Source organism: Streptomyces sp. AA1529, assembly GCF_000280905.1.
Taxonomy (GTDB): Bacteria; Actinomycetota; Actinomycetes; order Streptomycetales; family Streptomycetaceae; genus Streptomyces.
This window is the reverse complement of the sequence record NZ_ALAP01000009.1, coordinates 51,421-71,410: the sequence shown is the minus strand read 5'-3', so window position 1 is coordinate 71,410 and position 19,990 is coordinate 51,421. Positions and strand designations below refer to the sequence as shown.

Genomic DNA, 19,990 nt, shown 5'->3' with positions numbered 1-19,990 from the left:
CACCGGGCTTGCCGTCGAGGCGATGTCGAGGCGATGTCGTACCCCCACCCGGACTGCCGCCGTCTTCACCGGGGCTCTCTCGCCCCGTTCATGCGCTCCTGACACAGGCATGCCGAGCCAACAGCTTTCCCCAGCCCTCGTATGCGCGTCAAGCGAAGATCCGTCGAACAGGCCCGAGGCATGCCCGACGAAGCCTGCCGCGACGTCAGTTCTGGGCCTGCTCCTGCTGCTTGCGCCAGCGGATACCGGCCTCCAGGAAGCTGTCGATGTCGCCGTCGAGCACGCCCTGCGGGTTGCCCACCTCGTACTCGGTGCGCAGGTCCTTGACCATCTGGTACGGGTGCAGGACGTACGAACGCATCTGGCTGCCCCAGGAGTTGCCGCCGTCGCCCTTGAGCGCGTCCATCTTGGCCTGCTCCTCCTGGCGGCGGTGGGCGAGCAGTCGCGCCTGCATGACACGCATGGCGGCGGCGCGGTTCTGGATCTGCGACTTCTCGTTCTGGCAGGAGACGACGATCCCGGTCGGCAGGTGCGTCATGCGCACCGCCGAGTCCGTGGTGTTCACCGACTGGCCACCGGGCCCCGAGGAGCGGAAGACGTCGATCCGCAGCTCGTTCTCCGGGATGTCGATGTGGTCCACCTGCTCCACGACCGGAAGCACCTCGACCCCGGCGAACGAGGTCTGGCGGCGGCCCTGGTTGTCGAACGGCGAGATCCGCACCATCCGGTGCGTGCCCTGCTCCACCGAGAGCGTGCCGTAGGCGTACGGCGCCTTCACCGTGAAGGTCGCGGACTTGATGCCCGCCTCCTCCGCGTAGGAGATGTCGAACACCTCGGTGGGATAGTCCCGGCGCTCGGCCCAGCGCAGGTACATGCGCATCAGCTGCTCGGCGAAGTCGGCGGCGTCCACACCGCCCGCCTCGGCGCGGACGCTGACGACCGCCTCACGCGGGTCGTACTCGCCGGACAGCAGCGTGCGGACCTCCAGCTCGTCCACCGTCTTGCGGACCGCGGCCAGCTCGTTGTCCGCCTCGGCGCGGGCGTCCGCGTCGTCCTCGCTCTCGGCCAGCTCGAAGAGCACCCCGACGTCGTCGATCCGCCCCCGCAGCTCCTCGACTCTGCGCAGCTGCCCCTGGAGATAGGAGAGCCGGCTGGTCAGCTTCTGCGCGTTCTCGACGTCGTCCCACAGGTCGGGGGCCGCCGCCCGCTCCTCGAGCGCGGCGATGTCCGACCGCATTTTGCCCAGGTCAAGGACGGCCTCGATCGACTCCATGGTGGAGGAGAGGGACTTCAGCTCTTCGGATACATCGACGACTGCCACGCTCCCCACCCTAACCGCAAGCCGCCACCCCAGCCCTAGCCCACTTGGGCGTCACGCTCCGCGCTGCGGTGTGCCGTCAGCGTGGTCACCAGCACGTCCCGGCGCGCCGGCCCGGTGGTCTCCGCGGGACGGACGGCGCCCACCTCGTGCAGGGTGGCCCGGTCGTCGCCGAGCAGCAGACTGCCCGGCTCGTGCAGGGTGGCGGTCAGCAGCCGGGTGCCGTCGGGCGCGTAGACGGTGTGCCGGCCGCCGACGGCGTTCTGCCGGCCGACCAGCAGGGAACTCACCAGCGTCGCCCCGGCACGGTGCCGCCCCTCGGGGACGGGCAGGACGGTCCGGTCGGCCGAGGCCACCACCCGGATCGGATGCACTCGGACACTCCACACCCCGGCGTCCTGCAGACAGCTCGCGATCCGGCCCAGCATCCGCACCAGCGCCTTGAAGAGCGGGTCCGCGGCGAAGACGTCGGTGAGCGGCTCGATGTGGCCGTCGTCCCCGAGCGGGAGGGGACCGGTGTCCCCGGGCTGCGCGAAGGCCGGGTGCGGCGCCGGGCGCAGCGCACCGGTGCGGTCCAGCGAGAAGTGCCCGTAGCGGCGCAGGCGGTGTGTGTCGTCCCACGCGGCGTGGCCTTCCGGCGCCAGGTCCTCCCAGTGCAGGCCGAAGCGCCGCCAGTCGGCTGCGTCGGCTCCCACGCACCGGGAGACGGCCGCCGACTCCATCACCTGGGCATGCCGGGAGAGCAGCGCCTGCCGGGCCCGGGCGATCTCGCCCGCGCTGCGCCGCGTCGGGGCGCCCGCGATGTCCGCCATGCGGCACCTCCCTCGTGCCCTGCCCGGCTGCGGCCGGTGGACCCGTACCGGCCCGCCTCGCCGGACCGGTACGGCCGGTGCGCCGGGCGCGGCCCACACGCCGACCGGCACGTCCAGCCTGCTACGCGCCGCCGCGCCGCGCATCCGGGCCCGGCGCACGGGCTTCCGGTCAGTCCGTCGGGTACCCGTACGCGGGCGCCCGCAACGAGCCGGTGTCGTCCTCGGCGGTGGCCAGCCAGCCGCCCACCGCGAGGGCCACGGCGGCCAGCGCGGCGGCAACACCTATTTTCAGCCGTCTGCGCCGCATGGCGGTCCGGTGCCGCGCGGACCCGGCGCGCGCCTCACCAGCGGCGCGGGGCGTGCGCGCCGTGCCGTGCGCGCCGCCGGCCAGTTCGTCCTCGCCGGGCACCCGCATGCTCGTGTGGGTGTCCCGGTTCGCGTCGGGGCCGACCCGCGAGTGGACGAGGGGCACGGCGCCGCGGCCCGCGGTGGCCGCCGCGCCGGGTCCGGGACGCCGGTCGCGCGCCGCGCCTCCGGCGCCGCCCGCGCCCGGCGCGTGGCCGGGGTACGCGTCGTCACCCGCGTACTCGTCGTGGTCGGGGTACGCGTCGTGGTCCGCGTATCCGGCGGGTCCCCCGTGGTCGCCGTGGTCGGCGGGTCCGTCGTGGTCGCCGTACTCGCCGTACTCGTCGTCCTGCTCGTCGATGTCCAGCGGCGGCAGCCCCTCCAGGGCCGGCAGCAGTTCGCGCAGCCGGGCCGCCAGCTCCGCGGCGCGCAGCCGGGAGGCGGGTGCTTTGGCGAGGCACTGGTGGACGAGCTGCCACAGCTCGTCCGGGATGCCGGGCAGCGGCGCCACCGTCTCGGTCACATGTCTGCGCAGCACCGCGCCGGGGTGGCCGCCGCCGAACGGCGTGAAACCAGCCAGCAGTTCGTAGACGACGGTGGCCAGCGCGTAGATGTCGACGGCGGCGCGCGGCGGCAGCCCTTCGACGATCTCGGGCGCCAGGTAGTCGGGGGTGCCGATGATCGAGGTGGCGCGGGTGCGGCTGGGCGAGTCGATGAGCTTGGCGACGCCGAAATCGGTCAGCAGCGCGGGCGGCGCCCCGCCGGGCCCCTCCAGCGCCAGGGCGTCCAGCAGCACGTTCTCCGGCTTCACGTCGCGGTGCACCAGCCCGGCGGCGTGCGCGGCGGCCAGCGCGTCGGCGACGTCGGCGGCGACGGCGACCGCAGCGGCGGGTGCCAGGCGGCGGTCCCGCTCCAGCCTGGTGCGCAGATCGGTCCCCCGCACCAGGTCCATGACCAGGGCCAGTTCGTCGCCGTCCACCACCAGGTCGCGTACGCCGACGACGCGCGGATGGTCGAGGCACAGCAGCGCGCTGCGCTCCTGCACGAACCGCTCGACCAGGTCCTGGTCGGAGGCGAGGTCCTCACGCAGCAGCTTGATGGCGACGGGACCCTCCGGTCCGTCACCGAGCCACACCGTTCCGGCGCTGCCGCGGCCGAGGATGCGGTGTGCCGTGTAGCGACTGCCGATCTTCCGTGCCATGGCGACAAAGCTACGCGGCGGGGCCCGGGTTGGGAGCCCCGGATGCCGGTAACTGTCACTTCTGTGGGGGAAATCCCCCTTCAGGTGTCGACAAATCCCCCTGGCCGCCGGTGCCCGGGTCCCGCCCCACGGGGCTTCCGGCCCGCCGCCACGGGATTCCGGTTCGGGTGTCGGACGGGCCGGACCCTCAGTTGTTGACCTTGTCGAAGAAGTCCCCGATCTCGCGGAACACGTCCTTCGTCGACTCCCAGAAGCTCTTGCCGTCGGCCCACCACTGCGGAGCGTCCGTCAGGTTCCAGATCAGCACTCCGGCCACCACGAGGATGACGATGAGGAACAGGCACCCCTTGAGGCAGCCCAGCCCCGGGATGCGCATGGGGTTGGCGCTGCGCTGCCGCGGCTCGCGGCGCTGCCGGGGCTCGCGCGGCGGCCCCCCTTGCCGCGGATCCCGCTGCGGCCTCGGGTCCCGCTGCGGCCGGGGCTCCCGGCCCCTGGGCGGCTGCGGCTCGTAGCGCTGCGGCGGCTGCTGCGCGGGCTGCTGCCCGTACTGGCCGTACTGGCCCTGCCCGCCGTACTGGCCGTACTGCCCGTGGCCCTGAGGGCCGGGCGGCGGGGCCTGCCGCTGGGGGCGGCGGCGCAGCGGATCCATGCTGGGGTCGAGCGGCTGGAACTGGGTCTGCTCGTTGCGGTCCCGGGCCGCGCGCAGCTGGCTCTCCCACGGGTGGGGGCCGTCCTGCTGCGGAGCCCCGCCCGGTCCGCCCGGCGGCGGGCCGCCCGGAACCGGCGGCATGACCCGGGTGGAGTCGCCGCCCTGGCCGCCCTGCCCGCCCTGGCCGTAACCGCCCTGCGGACTGCCGGTCTGCGGCAGCACATTGGTCTCGGCCGACGGGTCGTACTGGCCGGGCGCGCCGTGCGGGCCGCCGGTCTGCGGCAGCACGTCGGTCCGCGCCGCGGGATCGTACTGCCCGCCACCCCCCGCCGGGGCGCCGGGCGCGGAACCCGGGACGGGTGCGGGCGCGGGGTCGGGCGCCAGCAGCGCGGCCACCCCGAGCGCTGCGCCCGCGGCCTGCGGCGTGGCCTGGGCGCCGATACCGCCGGCGACGGCCCGCAGGCCGCGCGCCAGGTTCTCGGCGCTGGGCCGCTCGTCGGGGTTCTTGCGCAGGCAGTGCTCGATGACCGTCCACAGCGGGTCGGGGAGGTGCGCGGGGCGCTCGGGCTCCTGCGCCAGATGCTGGTGCAGGACGGCGAGGGCGCTGTCCCCGCTGAACGGCGGATAGCCGCTGACCAGCTCGTACAGCAGGATGCCCGCGCCGTAGACGTCCACCGCGGAGGTCTGCGGGCGGCCCTCGGCCGACTCCGGCGCGACATAGGCGGGGGTGCCGACGAACTCCTGGGTGCGGGTCAGTCCGGGCGAGTCCGCGAGCCGCGCGATGCCGAAGTCCGTGAGCATCGGGCGCATGCCGGTCTCGTCCTCGGTCAGCAGGACGTTCGCGGGCTTCAGGTCCCGGTGCACGACGCCGTCGGCGTGGCTGGCGGCCAGCGCGTCCGCCACCTGTGCGGTGACCAGGCAGGCCGCGACGGGCGAGAACGGGCCGTTCTCGCGCAGGTAGCGATGCAGGTCGGGGCCCTCGACGAGGTCCATCACGAGCGCCAGCAGATCGCCTTCGACCACGAGGTCGCGGGTTCTGACGATGTTGTGGTGGGTCAGCCGCAGCAGCACGGAGCGCTCCCGCAGGAAGCGCATCACCACGTCGGGGTCGTTGGCCAGCTCCTCCTTGAGGACCTTGATCGCGACGGTCTCGCCGGGCTGCCCGGCCACCGCCGCCTCAGAGCCCGCCGTCTCGCGCTGGCGGGCCCGCCAGACGGTGCCCGTGGCGCCGCGCCCCAGCGGCTCTTCGAGCAGGTACTTGCTGCCTACCGGCCGCACGTCAATGCGCTCCCTGGTCTCGTTCTGCAATCCCGCCCACAATAGTGCCGCCGCGCAAGGCGGCGCCGAGGCCCGCACCCGCTCCCGGGCACGCGCGGTGACCGGCGCAGCCCACCGGGCACGCGCCGGTGCCCGGTGGGCACGCCTGGCCGGACGACTCCCCCGGAAGACGCACACGGAGTGGTGATGGTTGCGGCGGCGCCGTCACCCGGTCAAGATCATCAGCGCGGCAGAATCGGGCGGATGGCCAGGACCGGCTCCGCTGTCGGTCGCGGGTGCGAGTATGCATGCAGTGGTACGGACGATGTGCCGGCGCGTGAGCGCGGTGGGTGGGCTGCCCGCCGAGCGCGCGGCGCGGACGGGACCTGGAGGCGCAGATGCAGATCCGGCTGACTGTCGCGCCGGCGCCACGCGGCGCGCGCGGCACGGCGGACGCGGGCGGGGGCCGCACGGGACCGGCAGCACGCACCGCCGCCCGGCCGCAGTCGGCACAGCCCCACCCGATTCAACCGGTCGGACAGGCCAACGTACTGGTCACGGCTCCGGCGGGCACCGTGCTCTCGGCGGTGACCGGCGCACTGGCGACCTCGGCAGCGGCAGCGCTGGCCGCATCGTCCTCCGCTTCCGGTTCCGCCGGGAGCGAGGCGGCGGGCCAGGAGGAGGCGGCGCAGGAGCCGGTGGTCGTCTACGCCGGGACCCGGCGGCTCGACCCGCACCGCCAGATCATCGGCGAGCCCCCGCTGCTGGACGGCGCGCTCATCTCGCTGCACGCCCCCGTCGCCCCCGCCGCGCTCCCCGCACACGGCGCCGCCGTGACGGCACTGACGGCGTACGGCTCGGCCCGAGCCCGGCTGCATGTCACCGGCGGACCCGACGCGGGCGGCATCCACCTGCTGCAGGGCGGCACGGTCCACCTCGGCCGCTCCGCGGAGGCCGACGTCCCGCTGGACGACCCCGACGTCTCCCGGCTGCACTGCGCCGTCACCGTGACCGACGGCGGCACGGTCACCGTGACCGACCTCGGCTCCACCAACGGCACCACGGTCGAGGGCGCCCCGGTCGGCCGGCAGCCCGTCCTGCTGCGCCCGGGCGCCACCCTGCGCATCGGCGAGACCACCGTCCGGCTGGAGGCCGCCGCCCGCGGCGGCCCGCACCCGGACGCCACCGCGGCGGATCCGTCCGCGCCCGGCCCGGCCGCACCGCTGGCCCTGCCCACCGCACCGGACGGCGAGGGGCGCCTCCGCCTCGTCCCCGAGCGGCCCGCCGGGGGCCCCGCCGCCGGAACGGGACCGGGGACGGCCGGCTCCCCCGGCGAGCCGCCGGGCCCCGGCGGAGGAACCGCCCGGGCAGCCGAGCACTGGGGCGCGGGGGACGGCCCGGGCCACTCCGCGCACTCCTACGCACCGGCGTCCGGCGGGCCCTTCCCCGGGGCCGACATGACCCACAGCGCGGGGCTCGTACCGCCCGGCGGCCCGGGTGGCAGTACCGCCGGGCCCCCGCCGGACGGCGGGGAGGCGGCAGCCCGCAGAGGCCGGGGGCTGAGCGCCTGGGCCCGCCGCCTCACGGCCCGTACGGAGCCGGCCGGGCCCGGCACGGCGCCCGGCGGCGGGCCCAGGCACCCCGACCCGGAACCGCACGGGCCGACGCGCCACGGCTCCGGCACGAGCGGCTACGCGGCGCACCCGGCCGAGGGCTTCGGGAACCGCCAGGAGGCCGCCGCCGACAGCCTGTCGATGCCGCCCGACGGTGCGAAGCGCTGGCCGGACCCGGCCTCGGTGCTGCTGAGCGCCCTCGGACCGGGCCCCCGGCTGTGGGAGCGGGGCCCGGAGCATCCGGACGCGCTGACCGTGCGGCTCGGCATCGCGCACCGCGCCGGCGGGCAGGGCGACACGGTCACCGCCGACCTGCGCCGCGCGGGCGCGCTCGGGCTGGCCGGGCCGCGGGCGCGGCTGGCCGGACTGGCCCGGTCCGTGCTCGCGCAGTTGACGGCCCTGCACGGGCCCAGCGCGCTGGAGGTCGTCCTGCTGTCGGCCGACCCGGCGCGCAGCGCCCAGGCGCGGCAGCAGGAGTGGGCGTGGCTCGGCTGGCTGCCCCATCTGCGCCCGGGGCACGGCCAGGACTGCGGACTGCTGACGGCCTACGACCACGACCAGGCGGCCGCGCGCACGGCGGAGCTGGTACGGCGGCTGGAGGCCCAGGGCTCGGCTCCCCGCCCGGCGGGGGGCCGCGGCCCCGCCGCGGTCGTGGTGGTGGACGGCGACCCCGGCACCGCGGCGCTGCGCGCGAGCACGGCCCGGCTGGCGCGGGAGGGCCCGGCCGCCGGTATCCATCTGCTCTGCCTGGCCGAGACGCCGCCCGCCAGCCCGTCCTCGCCGCTGACCGCGACCCTCGAAGCGGCGGACGGCGCCTGCCCCGGGTTCGCCGAGTGCGGCACGGTCGCCCTGCTGAGCGGCGACGTCGCCACGGCGGTCAAGGTCCTGCACCCCGCCGGACGGCCGGCCCCGCGCAGCACCCCGGAGCGCCCGGACGCACCGGCCGGAGGCGAGGGGCACGGCGCCCGGGGAGGCCGGGTCGGACACCGCACCCGGAACGGAGACGGCGCCCCGCGCGGCGAGCAGCGCCGGGACGGCCGGGCCCCGGCTCCGGGCGGGGCGGCGGCTCCCGGCGGGGAACCGCAGGACCGGCCCGGCCGGGAACCGCACGACGGGCCGGGCCGATGGGCCGCGGCGGGCGGCGGCCCGGGGGCGCCGGGCGGGCCCGTGGCCACCGTGGACGCGGTGTCGGCGGCATGGGCCGAGCGGTTCGCGCGGGCCCTGGCACCACTGCGGGAACCGGAGGGCGCGGACACCGACGCGTCGGCGGCCCCGACCGTGACCCTGCCCGAGCAGTGCCGGCTGCTGGAGGAGCTGGGGCTGGCCAGGGCGACCCCCGCCGCGCTGCTCGCCCGCTGGTCGGAGCGGGCCGCCGGCACTGCGGGCCGGGTCCCGCTGGTCTTCGGCGCGGGCCCGCACGGACCGCTGGAGGCCGACCTCTCGGACCTGTCGGCGCTGCCCGCCGGGATGGCGCCCGCCGTCCCCGAGGGCGACACCGGCGCAGCGGGCCGCGCCCTGCCGGGGCACGCCTTCGTCAGCGGCGGCCCCGGATCCGGCAAGACCGAACTGCTCCGCTCGCTGGCGGCCTCCCTCGCCGCCGGGGAGCGCCCCGACCGGCTCGCGCTGGTGCTGGTGGACGGCGCCGGTGCGGACGCCGGGGACGGGTTGCGGGTGTGCGAGGAACTGCCGCACACCACGGCGCGGCTGACGGCGGGCGACCCGGTGCGGATGCGGCAGTTCGCGCAGTCGCTGAGCGCCGAGCTGAAGCGGCGGGCCGAACTGATCGGTGACGAGAGCAGCTTCGAGGAGTATGTGCGCTCGGCCGCCCGCCCCTCCGGACGGGTGGTGGCTCCCCGGCAGGCGCCGGAGCGGGAACCGGTGCGGGAGGCGGCCGCCGAGCCGCGGGCCGGGGAGGGCGTGCAGGTCCCGGCGCCCGCCCGGGCACCCGAGGAGCGGGCCGCCGTGGCCGCCCAGCGGTCCGGGGCGCACGGCGGTGCCCCGGAGGACCGCGCCGCGGGCGGGCGCGGAACCCAGGGCGGCGGAAGGCCCGGTGCCGGAAGCGGTGCGGGACTGGAGGCGCTGCCGCAGCAGCCCGGGGCGCCCGGCGGGCCCGTCGGGGCACCCGCGGCGGCCGGGGGCGGGGCCGCCCGGCGGCCGGAGCCGGATCCGGGCGACCGAGCCGTCCGGGGCGGCGGGGCGGCCGAGCCCGAGCCGGACGGTACCCGGCGCACCCTCCGGCTGCGGCGCACCGAGGCGCGGCCCGGGGACCAGCCGGCCGCGGAGCCGGGGACGGCCGCGGCGCCCCGTACCGAGGGGTCCGGCGCCGACGCGGCCCGCACCGATTCCACCGGTGGCACCGGTGCCGCCGACTCCCCTGGTTCGCGGCGTACCGGCGGGCCGGACGGCGACGCCGCGGCGCCCCCGCTGACGTCGCCCTCCCCGCTGGGGCCCGGCGGCGTGCCGCCCCGGCTCGTGGTGCTGGTGGACGATTTCGACACGCTGGTCGACCCGGCGCTGGGCAACCCCGGCCGCCCCGCGGCCGGTTCGGTGGTCCGGGCACTGGAGGCGGTGGCCCGGGCGGGGAGCCGGCTCGGCGTGCATGTGATCGCGGCGACCGGCCGTGCCGACCGGACGGTGCACACGGCACCGGCCCGTACGGCGGCGCTGCATGTGGAGCTGACCGGCGGCGAGCGCGGCGCCGAGGGCACGCCGCGCGGCCGGGGCACCCTGACCCTGCGTCAGCGGCGGGGGCCGGAGGGCACCGTGGTGGGCGGGGTGCCGGTCGCCTTCCAGGCGGGCCGGGTCACCGGCCGGATCCCCCGGACCGCGACGCTGCGGCCCACGGTGGTGCCGTTGGACTGGGCGCGCGCCGGGGACCCTCCCGCGCGCCGCCAGGTACGGGAGCTGGGCAACGGGCCGACGGATCTGGCGCTGCTGGCCAGCGCGATGGAGCGGGCGGCCCGCCAGGTGACGCCGGGGGCCGCGCCGGGGGCCGGATAGGCACCGCGAGTCCGGCGGCGAGTGGGTCCCGGGGCGGGCGGGCCTCCGTCACCCGGCCCCCGCCCCGCCGTCGACCCTCGACCGTTCCCGCGCCGGCGCACCGTCCGGACCGGGCGCACCGTCCGGGCCGGACGCACCGTCCGGACCGAGGGCGGCGGACGGGCCGGAGGCAGGAGACCCGGCGGCCGGGGTGCGGCCGGTCGTACGCACCGGGCCCCGTGTACCGGAGAAGACGAGGGTGCGGGTCCCCCAGAACCGCACGGCGGTGCCCAGCACCAGGCCCACTCCGGCGCCGGAGACGACATCGGCGAGGGCGGAGGTCAGTCCCAGCAGCTGCCGCGAGACGCCGAGGCAGCCCAGCTGCACGGCCCCGCCCGCCGCGTTGACCAGCACGAAGACGCCGAACCTCCGCCAACCCCCGGCCACCCGGCGCCCGCGCAGCCGGTAGGGGCCCAGCGCGTTGCCCGTGTAGGCGACGGCGACGCCCGCCACGAAGGACAGGGCCTTGGCGTACATCGGGTCCATCCCGACGGGTCCGCGCAGCCACAGGAAGCCGCCGAGGTCCGCGAGGAAGGCGAAGACACCGACGGCGGCGAATCCGGCGAGCTCCGCGCAGAACGCGCGGAGCCGCGGCGGCATCCGGGAGACGGGGGCACTCCGCGCCCTCACCGCCGCCCCCTCCGGCGCCCGGCCGCTCCGGCACGCACGGCTCCGGGCCACCGGGACGCGCGCGGCGCCGGACCCCGCCGACGCGTACGGCGCCGGACCCCGCGGTCGCGCACGGTCTACATCCCCGCGACCGACAGCCCGTACAGCGCCGCCCAGCACAGTGCGGTGACCGCCAGCGGACGGTCGCGCAGCAGGACGTCCTCGGGGGAGCCGGACGCGCCGCGGTCGGTGAAGACGGCGTACCGCAGCACCGCCAGGATCAGCGGCACCATGGAGAGCTGCCGGCACAGCGTGGCCCCGGCGCCGGTACCGTCTTCCAGCGCCCACAGGCAGTAGGCGAGCACCGCGGCCCCGGCGGCGAGCTGCCAGACGAAGCGCAGGTAGCCGACGGTGTACTCGCGCAGCAGTGCCCGGGTGCCGCCCTCGCCCTCGCCCATCAGCAGCGCCTCCGAGTAGCGCTTGCCCGCCACCATGAACAGCGCGCCGAACCCGGCGGTGATCAGGAACCAGCGGGAGAGGGGAATGCCCAGCGCCAGCCCGCCGGACATGGCGCGCATCACGAACCCGGCGGTCACCACGGCCAGGTCGACGACCAGGACCCGCTTGAGCCGCAGGCAGTAGGCGATCTGCATGAGCACGTAGCCGGCGAGCAGCGCAGCGGTCCCGGTGTTGCACAACAGCGCGGCGGCCGTGGTCGAGGCCAGGGCGAGCAGGGTGCCGAGTGCGTAGGCGAGCGGCACCGGCACGGTTCCGGCGGCCACGGGGCGGCGGCACTTGTCGGGGTGGGCCCGGTCCGCCTCCGCGTCCCGGGCGTCGTTGAGCAGGTAGACAGCCGCCGCTGCCGCGGTGAACAGGGCGAAGACGAGGGCGAGCGCGAGCACCGTGTGCACCGCCGCCAGCTCTCCGGCGGCGGCGGGCGCGGCGAGGACGAGGAGGTTCTTCACCCACTGCCGGGGCCGTACGGTCAGCAGCAGCCCGCCGGGGAGGGTGCCGGCGAATCCGGCCGGCTGCCCGGCGGCCGGACCGGCGCGGCCGGCGCGGCGCGGCTCGGAAGCCGGCCCGGCGGCCGGTCCGGTGGTGGGCCCGGCGCTCTGCCCGGCTGCCGGTTCCGCCGCCTGCCCGGCGCTCGGCCCGGCGCCGGGGTCCTGGGTGGTCCCCCGGTGCCCGGGGGAGCCGGCCAGTGTGGAGCGTTCGGTCATCCGGCCGCCCCCTCCGCACCCCGCGCGGCGGAGCCGGGCGGGGCCGGGTGCTGCGCGCCCTGCGGCCGGGCGGCCCCGCCCAGCCGGACGACCAGCGCGCCCAGGGCCGCGCCCGCCACCACGTCCGAGGGGTGGTGCACACCGGCGACCAGCCGGGAGACGCAGATCAGCGCGGCCAGCGCGGCCAGCGGCGTCCCGTACCGCAGTCCGCCCAGGGCCAGCGCCGCCGCGCCGGAGGAGGCGGCGTGCGAACTGGGGAAGGAGTGCCGCCCGGCTGTCCGTACGAGCGGGGCGCGGCCCGCCGGCTCGGGGCGCGGGCGGCGCACGACCCGCTTGATCCCCATGCTGGCCAGCTGCGCGGCACCCACGAGCCCGGTGCCCCGGAGCCAGCGCTCCCGCTGCGTACGGTCCGTGGCGGCGCCGGCGAGTCCGACCAGCAGCCAGACGGCCGCGTGCTCCCCGCTCCAGGACAGTACGCGGGCGGCGCCGGCCACCCGGGCGTCGGCCGCGCAGTCGCCCAGAGCGCACAACAGCCGCCGCTCCCACTGTCGTACCGCTTTCGCTGCCACGCTCCGACTCTGCCGCGCCCGGCGCCGCCGCAGGCCGAGCCGCGAGCCGACACACGTCGTTTCACCCTTTCAGCGACCTTTCGGCGACACCGGCGACGCCACCGGCACCGCCTCCTGCGCCGGGCTTTTCCTGGCGCTTACCGTCACGTCCATGCCCGCTCAGCACCTCCAGCGCGACGAGTCCGCAGCGCCCGACCGCAGCGCCCGGCTGCTGACCGGCTGGGGCGGCACCGCCCCCACCGGTGCCCGGGTGCTGCGGCCGCGCACCCGCCAGGAGGCGGTGGCGGCGGTCCTGGAGTGCGGGGCGCGCGGCAGCATCCCGCGCGGCCTGGGCCGGGCCTACGGGGACGCCGCGCAGAACGCGGGCGGCACCGTCCTGGACACCACGGGGCTGGACCGGGTGCTGGCGGTCGACGCGGCCGAGGGGACAGTGACCTGCGAGGCGGGGGTCAGTCTGCACCGGCTGATGACGGTCCTGCTCCCGCTGGGCTGGTTCGTACCGGTGACCCCGGGGACCCGCTATGTGACGGTCGGCGGCGCGATCGGCGCGGACATCCACGGCAAGAACCACCACCTCTCGGGCTCCTTCAGCCGCCATGTGCGCTCCCTGGAGCTGCTGACGGCGGACGGGCAGGTGCGGACGGTCGTGCCGGGCACCGAACTGTTCGACGCCACGGCGGGCGGAATGGGCCTGACCGGGCTGGTGCTGAGCGCGACGGTGCGGCTGCTGCCGGTGGAGACGTCGCTGATGGCGGTGGACACCGAGCGGCTCCCGGACCTGGACGCGCTGCTGGCCACGCTGACCGCGAGCGACCACCGCCACCGCTACTCGGTGGCCTGGATCGACCTGCTGGCGCGCGGCACGGCGGCGGGACGGGCCGTGCTGACCCGCGGCGACCACGCACCGCTGGCCGCGCTGCAGGGGCCGGGGCGGGCGGCCCGCGCGGCGCGCAGGGACCCGCTGGCCTTCCGGCCCGGGCAGCTGCCGCCCGCGCCGCGCACCGTGCCCGGCGGGCTGCTGCGCGGCAGTACGGTCTCGGCCTTCAACAAGTTCTGGTACCACAAGGCGCCGCGCCGCCGGAGGGGCGAACTCCAGCGGCTCGCCTCCTTCTTCCACCCGCTGGACGGGCTGCCGCACTGGAACCGGGTCTACGGCAGCGCGGGGTTCGTGCAGTGGCAGTGCGTGGTGGGGCGGGAGCACGACGACGCGCTGCGCCGCATCGTGCGGCTGATCTCGCGCCGCTCCTGCCCCTCCTTCCTCGCCGTCCTCAAGCGGTTCGGCGCCGGGGACCCGGGGTGGCTCTCCTTCCCCGCGGAGGGCTGGACGCTGGCGCTGGACATTCCGACCGGGCTGCCGGGGCTGGCGGACTTCCTCGATCTGCTGGACGAGGAGGTCGCGCTGGCCGGGGGACGGCTGTACCTGGCCAAGGACGCGCGCATGCGGCCCGAGCTGCTGGCGGGGATGTATCCGCGGCTGGCCGACTTCCGTGAGCTGCGCGCCCGGCTGGACCCGCGCGGCGTCTTCACCTCGGACCTGGCCCGGCGGCTGGCCCTGTGACCCCGCGCCCGCCCGGACATCTCCCCGCCCCGCGGGCTCCGGCACGGCGCGTCCCCGCACGGCGCAGGCCACGTTCGGCGCATCCGGCGGGCTCCGCGCACCCCGGCCCCGCGCTTTCCGAACCGGCATCCCGGAAGAACACCTTGGAGCACACATGAAGGACGCGTTCGGTTCCCCGCAGTCGCTGCTCGTCCTGGGCGGCACGTCCGAGATCGCGCTGGCGGCCGTGCGCCGCTTCATGGCCCGCCGGGCCCGCACGGTCTGGCTCGCGGGGCGGCCGGGGCCGGGGCTGGACGCGGCGGCGGCCGGGCTCCGGGAGGAGGCGGCGGCGCACGGCGCGGAGGTCGCCGTGCGCACGGTCCCGTTCGACGCACTGGCCCCCGAGACGCACGAGGAGGTGCTGGAGAAGGTCTTCGCGGAAGGCGACATCGACCTGGTCCTGCTCGCCTTCGGGGTGCTGGGCGAGCAGTTCCGCGACGAGCAGGACCCGATGGCGGCCGTGCGCCTCACCCGGACGAACTACACCGGCGCCGTCTCCTCCGGACTGGTGTGCGCGAAGGCGCTGCGCGCCCAGGGGCACGGGTCGCTGGTGGTGCTCTCCTCGGTCGCCGGGGAGCGGGCGCGGCGGGCCAACTTCCTCTACGGATCCAGCAAGGCGGGGCTGGACGCGTTCGCGCAGGGCCTGGGGGACGCGCTGCACGGCTCGGGGGCGCATGTGCTGGTGGTGCGGCCCGGATTCGTGCACACCCGGATGACGGCGGGGCGCACGCCCGCGCCGCTGGCCACCACGCCGGGCGCGGTGGCGGAGGCGATCGAGCAGGGGGTGCGGCGCCGGGCGCGGACGGTGTGGGTGCCGGCCGCGCTGGGCCCGGTGATGAGCGTGCTGCGGCATCTGCCGCGCAGTGTTTTCCGGCGGCTGCCGGGCTGAGGTCCGCGGGCGCCGGGGCGGCGGCGTTCCGGGGCGGCGCGAGAACGGCGCTGCGGGCCGGTTCCGGTCGGGCGGCGCGGAGGACGGGACGGGGGACCGTACGGCGGCGGGGCGGGTGACGGGACGGCGCCGGGATGTGCCCTCGTCCGACGTATGGGATAAATCAGATGATTCACCCCAGTCGAGCGCGACAGCCGCCCCTGCCCCCGTCGACCCCGCGGAACCGCCATGCCCCGTTTCAGCGTGATCGTCCCCGCCCACCAGGTGCAGGCGTATCTGCACGAGTGCCTGGACTCCGTGCTCGGGCAGTGCTTCGGGGACCTCGAACTCATCGCCGTCGACGACCGCTCACCGGACTCCAGCGGCGAGATCCTGGACGCCTACGCCGCGGCCGACCCGCGGGTGACCGTCATCCATCTGGCGGAGAACATCGGCCTGGGCCCGGCACGCAACACCGGCACCGCCCGGGCCCGCGGCGACTACGTCCTCTACCTCGACAGCGACGACACCATGGCGCCGGGCACCCTGCGCGCCCTGGCCGAACGCCTGTCGGAGACCAGCGACCCGGACATCCTGCTGTTCGACTTCGCTCCCGCCCACTGGGACGGCTCGCTCGGCCCCCCGGCCCACCCCGAACTGCTCGCCCCCGGCGCCGGGCCGGGCGTGTGCACCCTCGACGAGCGGCCCGAGCTGCTCCGGCTCACCGCCGTCGCCTGGAACAAGGCGTACCGCCGCGCCTTCCTGCTGCGCGAGCGGCTCGCCTTCCCGCCCGGCACCTACGAGGACACCCCCTGGACGTTCCCGGCGCTGCTCACCGCGCGCACCCTCGGCACGCTGGACCGGGTGTGCGTGCACTACCGCCAGCGCCGCGGCGGCAGCATCCTGACGACCACCGGCCGCCGCCACTTCGACGTCTTCGACCAGTACGACCGGCTGTTCGCGTTCCTGGCGACGCGTCCCGGACTGGACCGCTGGCACCACCCCCTGCACCAGCGGATGACCGACCACTTCGCCACCATCCACAGCACCCCCGGCAGGCTGCCCGGATCGGCGCGCGCCGAGTTCCTGCACCGCGCCCGGGCCCACTGCCGCCGCCACCGGCCCGCACCCGGCACGGGCCGCCCGGCCGCGCCGCCCGGCAGACGGCTGCGCCGGATGCTGGTACGGCACGGGGCGCACCACGCCTTCCGGCTGCTGGCGCACGCGGGCCGCGTCCGCCGCCTGCTGGGCGCCCGGCTGCGCCGCGCACGCCGCGTGCTGCGCAAGGCGCTGCTGCGCGGGCACTACCTGCTCCAGCGCCACCGCCCCCTCGATCCGGACCTGGCCGTCTTCTCCGCCTACTGGGACCGCGGCTACTCCTGCCACCCGGCGGCCATCGAGGCCAAGGCCCGCGAACTGGTCCCGGACATCCGCACCGCGTGGATATGTCCGCCCGACCACGCGCACACCCTCCCGCCCGGCGTACGGCGGCTGCAGCCGGGCTCGGCGGCCCACTGGACGGCGCTCGCCCGGGCCCGCTTCCTGGTCAGCAACGTCAATCTGCCGCACAGCTTCCGCAAACGGCCCGGCCAGCTCCTCCTCCAGACCCACCACGGCACCCCGCTCAAGCACATGGGGCTCGACCTGATGGGCTATCCGGCCGCCGCCGACGGCATGGACTTCGGCAGACTGCTGGAGCACACCGACCGCTGGGACTACAGCCTCTCCGGCAACCCGCACTCCACGCTGGTGTGGGAGCGCGCCTACCCCTCGCCGTACACCACACTGGAGTTCGGGCACCCGCGCAACGACGCCCTGCACACCGCGACCGCCGCCGACGTCGCCCGCCTCCGCGCCGCGCTGGGCATACCCGACGGGGTGACGGCCGTGCTGTACGCACCCACCCACCGCGACCACCGGCCCGGCCGGCAGCCCTGGCTCGACCTGGCGCGGCTGGTGGCGACGCTGGGCCCGTCCTTCGTCGTGCTGGCACGCGCCCACTACTTCAACGCCGGCCAGGGGCTGCCCTGCGGGCCGACCGGCGGGCTGCTCGACGTGTCGGCGCACCCGTCGGTCGAGGAGCTGTTCCTGGCCTCGGACGTGCTGGTCACCGACTACTCGTCACTGATGTTCGACTACGCCAACCTCGACCGGCCGCTGGTGGTGCACGCCCCCGACTGGGAGACCTACCGGGAGACCCGCGGCACCTACTTCGACGTGACGGCGGCCGCGCCGGGCCCGGTGGCCCGCAGCGAGGACGAACTGATCGACATCCTCGCCACCGGCGCGCACGCCACCGAGCACGCGCGCGCCCTGCGCGCCGCCTTCCGCCGGCGGTTCTGCCCCTGGGACGACGGGCACGCGGCCGAACGCGTGGTCCGGCACGTCTTCCTCGGCACCGGCCCCGCAGCCGGTACGGGCCGCGCTGCCGGCTCCCCCGCCGGTGCCGCCGCGCCGCCGGGTGCCGCCGTCCCCGCGGCGGTGCCGCCCCTCGTACCGCTCGCCGAGCGGCGTCCCGCGCCCGCGGCGGGCCCCGGCGGGCCCCGACCGGGCGCCGCTCCCCGCACGCCTCTTGCTCCCCCCGCAGCGAAGGACTGGTGGTCATGCCCCGCTTCAGCGTCGTCGTACCCGTGTTCAAGGTCCAGGGCTACCTGCGCGAGTGCCTCGACTCGGTGCTCGGCCAGTCCTGCACCGACCTGGAGGTGATCGCCGTCGACGACCGCTCCCCCGACCACAGCGGCGCCATCCTGGACGAGTACGCGGCCCGCGACTCCCGGGTGCGGGTGCTGCACCTGGCCGAGAACGGGGGACTGGGCCGGGCCCGCAACACCGGTGTCGAGCACGCACGCGGCGACTACCTGCTCTTCCTCGACAGCGACGACAGCTTCCTGCCGGGCGCCCTGGCCGCGATCGACCGGCAACTGGCTGCCTGCGGCGGCCCGGACGTGCTGGTCTTCGACCACCAGCGCTCCTACTGGGACGGGCGCGCCGAGGCGAGCTGCTTCGGCGACCAGCTCGCCGGGACCGGCACCCAGACCTTCACCGCCGCCGAACACCCCGAGCTGCTCGCCCTCTTCCACGTCGCCTGGAACAAGGCCTACCGGCGCGCCTTCTATCTGCGCGAGGGGCTGCGCTTCGAACCCGGGCTGTACGAGGACGCGCCGCTCTCGAACGAGGCACTGGTGTGCGCCGGGTCCATCGGCTGCCTGCCGCGCGTCTGCGTCGACTACCGGCAGCGGCACCAGGGCGCCATCACCCGCTCCCCGGGCCGGGCGCACTTCGACATCTTCCCGCAGTACGCCTCCCTCTTCGCCTTCCTGGAGCGCCGCCCCGAGTTGGCGCGGCACCGGCCGCTGCTGTTCGAGCGGGCCGTCTCGCATCTGGTCTTCTGCATCCGGCGCAAGGAGCGGGTGCGCCCGGCCGACCGGCGCGCCTTCTTCCGGGAGGCGGCGCGGCTCTACCGCGAGCACGTGCCCGACGGATTCACTCCGCCGCCGCGGCGGGCGCGGGACTGCCGGCTGCTGGCCCTCGACGCCTATCCGCTGTTCGCGGCGCGGGAGGCGGTGCGCCGCACCGCCGGGCGCGCCCGCGCGGCGGCCCGCGCGGCCCGCCCGCGGCTCGCCCGCGCCGGGCACCGGCTCTACTACACCGTGCAGCGGCGGCTGCCCGCCTATCCGGACGTGGCCGTCTACTCCGCCTACTGGAACCGCGGCGTGGCCTGCAACCCGCAGGCGATCGAGGCCGCCGCCCGGCGGCTGGCGCCGCAGCTGCACAGCGTGTGGGTGGTACGCCCGGACGCGGTGCCCGCGCTGCCGCCCGGCACCGACCATGTACTGCCCGGCTCCCGGCGCTACTGGCGGATGCTGGCCCGCGCCCGGTACTTCGTCAACAACGTCAACTTCCCCGACCACCTGGTGAAGCGGCCCGGCCAGGTGCATCTGATGACCCACCACGGCACCCCGCTCAAGACGATGGGCCTGGACCAGCAGCCGTACCCGGCTGCCGCGCAGATGGACTTCGGCAAGCTGCTGCGCCGGGTGGAGCGGTGGGACGTGAGCCTCACCGCCAATCCGCACTCGGCCGAGGTGTGGGACCGGGTCTTCCCCTCCGGCTACCAGGACCTGTCCGCCGGCTACCCGCGCAACGACCGGTTCGCGACGGCCACCGCGCAGGAGGTCGCCGCGGTCCGCGCCCGGCTCGGCATCCCGCGCGGCCGGCTCGCCCTGCTGTACGCGCCGACGGCACGCGACTACCGCAGGGGCTTCGTCCCCCGTCTCGACCTGGAGCGGCTGAGCGCCGGGCTGGGCGAGGAGTACGTGCTGCTGGTGCGCACCCACTACTACTACGGACGGGACGCGGTGCTGCGCGATCTGCACGCGCGCGGGCTGGTGCGGGACGTCTCCCGGCACCCCTCGGTCGAGGACCTGTGCCTGGCGGCGGACGCGCTGATCACGGACTACTCGTCACTGATGTTCGACTACGCCAACCTCGACCGGCCGCTGGTCGTCCACGCGCCCGACTGGGAGAGCTACCGCGATGCCCGGGGCACCTACTTCGACCTGCTCTCCGGCCGCGCGGGCGAGACCCCGGGCCCGGTCACCCGCACCGAGGACGAGCTGACCGCGGTCTTCCGCAGCGGCACCTGGCGCGGCCCGGAGGCCCGGGCACTGCGCGGTGCCTTCCGGGAGCGGTTCTGCCCCTGGGACGACGGGCACGCCGCCGAACGCGCGGTGCGCGGGGTGCTGCTGGGCGAGGACGCGGCGGCGCTGCCGCCGGTGGTGCCGCTCGCCGAGCGGCGCCCGGCGCCCACCCCGGAGCAGGCCGAGGCGATCCTCGCGGCGGAGGCGGCAGGACCGGAGGCGGACAGGCCCCAGGCGCTCAGCTGACCGGTGG

General features: G+C 76.6%; 12 protein-coding genes. 5 read left to right on the top strand and 7 right to left on the bottom strand.

The features are described 5' to 3' along the window. Positions 1-205: 205 nt before the first annotated feature. From prfB to A949_RS0101605, 4 genes are all read right to left on the bottom strand, one after another. On the bottom strand, positions 206-1,321 hold the full coding sequence (gene prfB / locus A949_RS0101620) for a peptide chain release factor 2 (protein ID WP_019354262.1): 1,116 nt from the start codon (positions 1,319-1,321) through the stop codon (positions 206-208). 35 nt (positions 1,322-1,356) lie between these two features. Then, a complete protein-coding gene (locus A949_RS0101615) occupies positions 1,357-2,130 on the bottom strand; it encodes a 2OG-Fe dioxygenase family protein (protein ID WP_019354261.1) in 774 nt (257 codons plus the stop codon). Between the two features lie 169 nt (positions 2,131-2,299). After that, on the bottom strand, positions 2,300-3,676 hold the full coding sequence (locus tag A949_RS32090; protein ID WP_019354260.1) for a serine/threonine-protein kinase: 1,377 nt from the start codon (positions 3,674-3,676) through the stop codon (positions 2,300-2,302). Between the two features lie 187 nt (positions 3,677-3,863). After that, positions 3,864-5,603, bottom strand: coding sequence for a serine/threonine-protein kinase (locus A949_RS0101605; protein WP_019354259.1), 1,740 nt, complete (start codon positions 5,601-5,603; stop codon positions 3,864-3,866). 377 nt (positions 5,604-5,980) lie between these two features. Between A949_RS0101605 and A949_RS32085 the strand changes: the two genes are divergently transcribed. Then, on the top strand, positions 5,981-10,195 hold the full coding sequence (locus A949_RS32085; RefSeq protein WP_063826235.1) for an FHA domain-containing protein: 4,215 nt from the start codon (positions 5,981-5,983) through the stop codon (positions 10,193-10,195). 48 nt (positions 10,196-10,243) lie between these two features. Here A949_RS32085 and A949_RS32080 read toward each other — a convergent pair whose 3' ends face one another. From A949_RS32080 to A949_RS32075, 3 genes are all read right to left on the bottom strand, one after another. Further along, positions 10,244-10,834, bottom strand: a complete 591-nt coding sequence (locus tag A949_RS32080; protein WP_019354257.1) for a GtrA family protein — start codon at positions 10,832-10,834, stop codon at positions 10,244-10,246. Positions 10,835-10,980: 146 nt separating this feature from the next. Continuing rightward, positions 10,981-12,063 (bottom strand): decaprenyl-phosphate phosphoribosyltransferase, encoded by a 1,083-nt coding sequence (locus A949_RS0101590; RefSeq protein WP_019354256.1) that lies wholly within the window; start codon positions 12,061-12,063, stop codon positions 10,981-10,983. Then, positions 12,060-12,632 carry a phosphatase PAP2 family protein gene (locus A949_RS32075; RefSeq protein WP_192817115.1) on the bottom strand — a complete coding sequence of 191 codons (573 nt, stop codon included), beginning with the start codon at positions 12,630-12,632 and terminating at the stop codon, positions 12,060-12,062. Before A949_RS32075 ends, A949_RS0101590 begins: the two co-directional genes overlap by 4 nt. Before the next feature lie 151 nt (positions 12,633-12,783). On the opposite strand from A949_RS32075, the gene A949_RS0101580 reads away from it, so the two are divergent. The 4 genes from A949_RS0101580 to A949_RS32070 all read left to right on the top strand — a co-directional run bounded on the left by A949_RS0101580 (position 12,784) and on the right by A949_RS32070 (position 19,983). After that, a complete protein-coding gene (locus A949_RS0101580; protein ID WP_019354254.1) occupies positions 12,784-14,190 on the top strand; it encodes an FAD-binding oxidoreductase in 1,407 nt (468 codons plus the stop codon). Positions 14,191-14,344: 154 nt separating this feature from the next. Then, the gene (locus A949_RS0101575; RefSeq protein ID WP_019354253.1) at positions 14,345-15,118 is read left to right on the top strand and encodes a decaprenylphospho-beta-D-erythro-pentofuranosid-2-ulose 2-reductase; all 774 of its coding nucleotides are present in this window, start codon (positions 14,345-14,347) and stop codon (positions 15,116-15,118) included. A gap of 228 nt (positions 15,119-15,346) precedes the next feature. Continuing rightward, positions 15,347-17,803 (top strand): bifunctional glycosyltransferase/CDP-glycerol:glycerophosphate glycerophosphotransferase, encoded by a 2,457-nt coding sequence (locus tag A949_RS0101570; protein ID WP_019354252.1) that lies wholly within the window; start codon positions 15,347-15,349, stop codon positions 17,801-17,803. Next, entirely contained in the window at positions 17,701-19,983 is a 2,283-nt protein-coding gene (locus A949_RS32070; protein ID WP_019354251.1) for a bifunctional glycosyltransferase/CDP-glycerol:glycerophosphate glycerophosphotransferase, read from the top strand. Before A949_RS0101570 ends, A949_RS32070 begins: the two co-directional genes overlap by 103 nt. Positions 19,984-19,990 lie beyond the last annotated feature (7 nt).

What these genes read in the sequence shown, in the direction of transcription:
- A949_RS0101580 (WP_019354254.1), top strand. Translation starts at nt 12,784, where the DNA reads ATGCCCGCTCAGCACCTCCAGCGCGACGAGTCCGCAGCGCCCGACCGC.
- A949_RS0101590 (WP_019354256.1), bottom strand. Translation starts at nt 12,063, where the DNA reads ATGACCGAACGCTCCACACTGGCCGGCTCCCCCGGGCACCGGGGGACC.
- A949_RS32090 (WP_019354260.1), bottom strand. Translation starts at nt 3,676, where the DNA reads ATGGCACGGAAGATCGGCAGTCGCTACACGGCACACCGCATCCTCGGC.
- A949_RS0101570 (WP_019354252.1), top strand. Translation starts at nt 15,347, where the DNA reads ATGCCCCGTTTCAGCGTGATCGTCCCCGCCCACCAGGTGCAGGCGTAT.
- A949_RS0101575 (WP_019354253.1), top strand. Translation starts at nt 14,345, where the DNA reads ATGAAGGACGCGTTCGGTTCCCCGCAGTCGCTGCTCGTCCTGGGCGGC.
- A949_RS32070 (WP_019354251.1), top strand. Translation starts at nt 17,701, where the DNA reads ATGCCCCGCTTCAGCGTCGTCGTACCCGTGTTCAAGGTCCAGGGCTAC.
- A949_RS32085 (WP_063826235.1), top strand. Translation starts at nt 5,981, where the DNA reads ATGCAGATCCGGCTGACTGTCGCGCCGGCGCCACGCGGCGCGCGCGGC.
- A949_RS32080 (WP_019354257.1), bottom strand. Translation starts at nt 10,834, where the DNA reads ATGCCGCCGCGGCTCCGCGCGTTCTGCGCGGAGCTCGCCGGATTCGCC.
- A949_RS0101615 (WP_019354261.1), bottom strand. Translation starts at nt 2,130, where the DNA reads ATGGCGGACATCGCGGGCGCCCCGACGCGGCGCAGCGCGGGCGAGATC.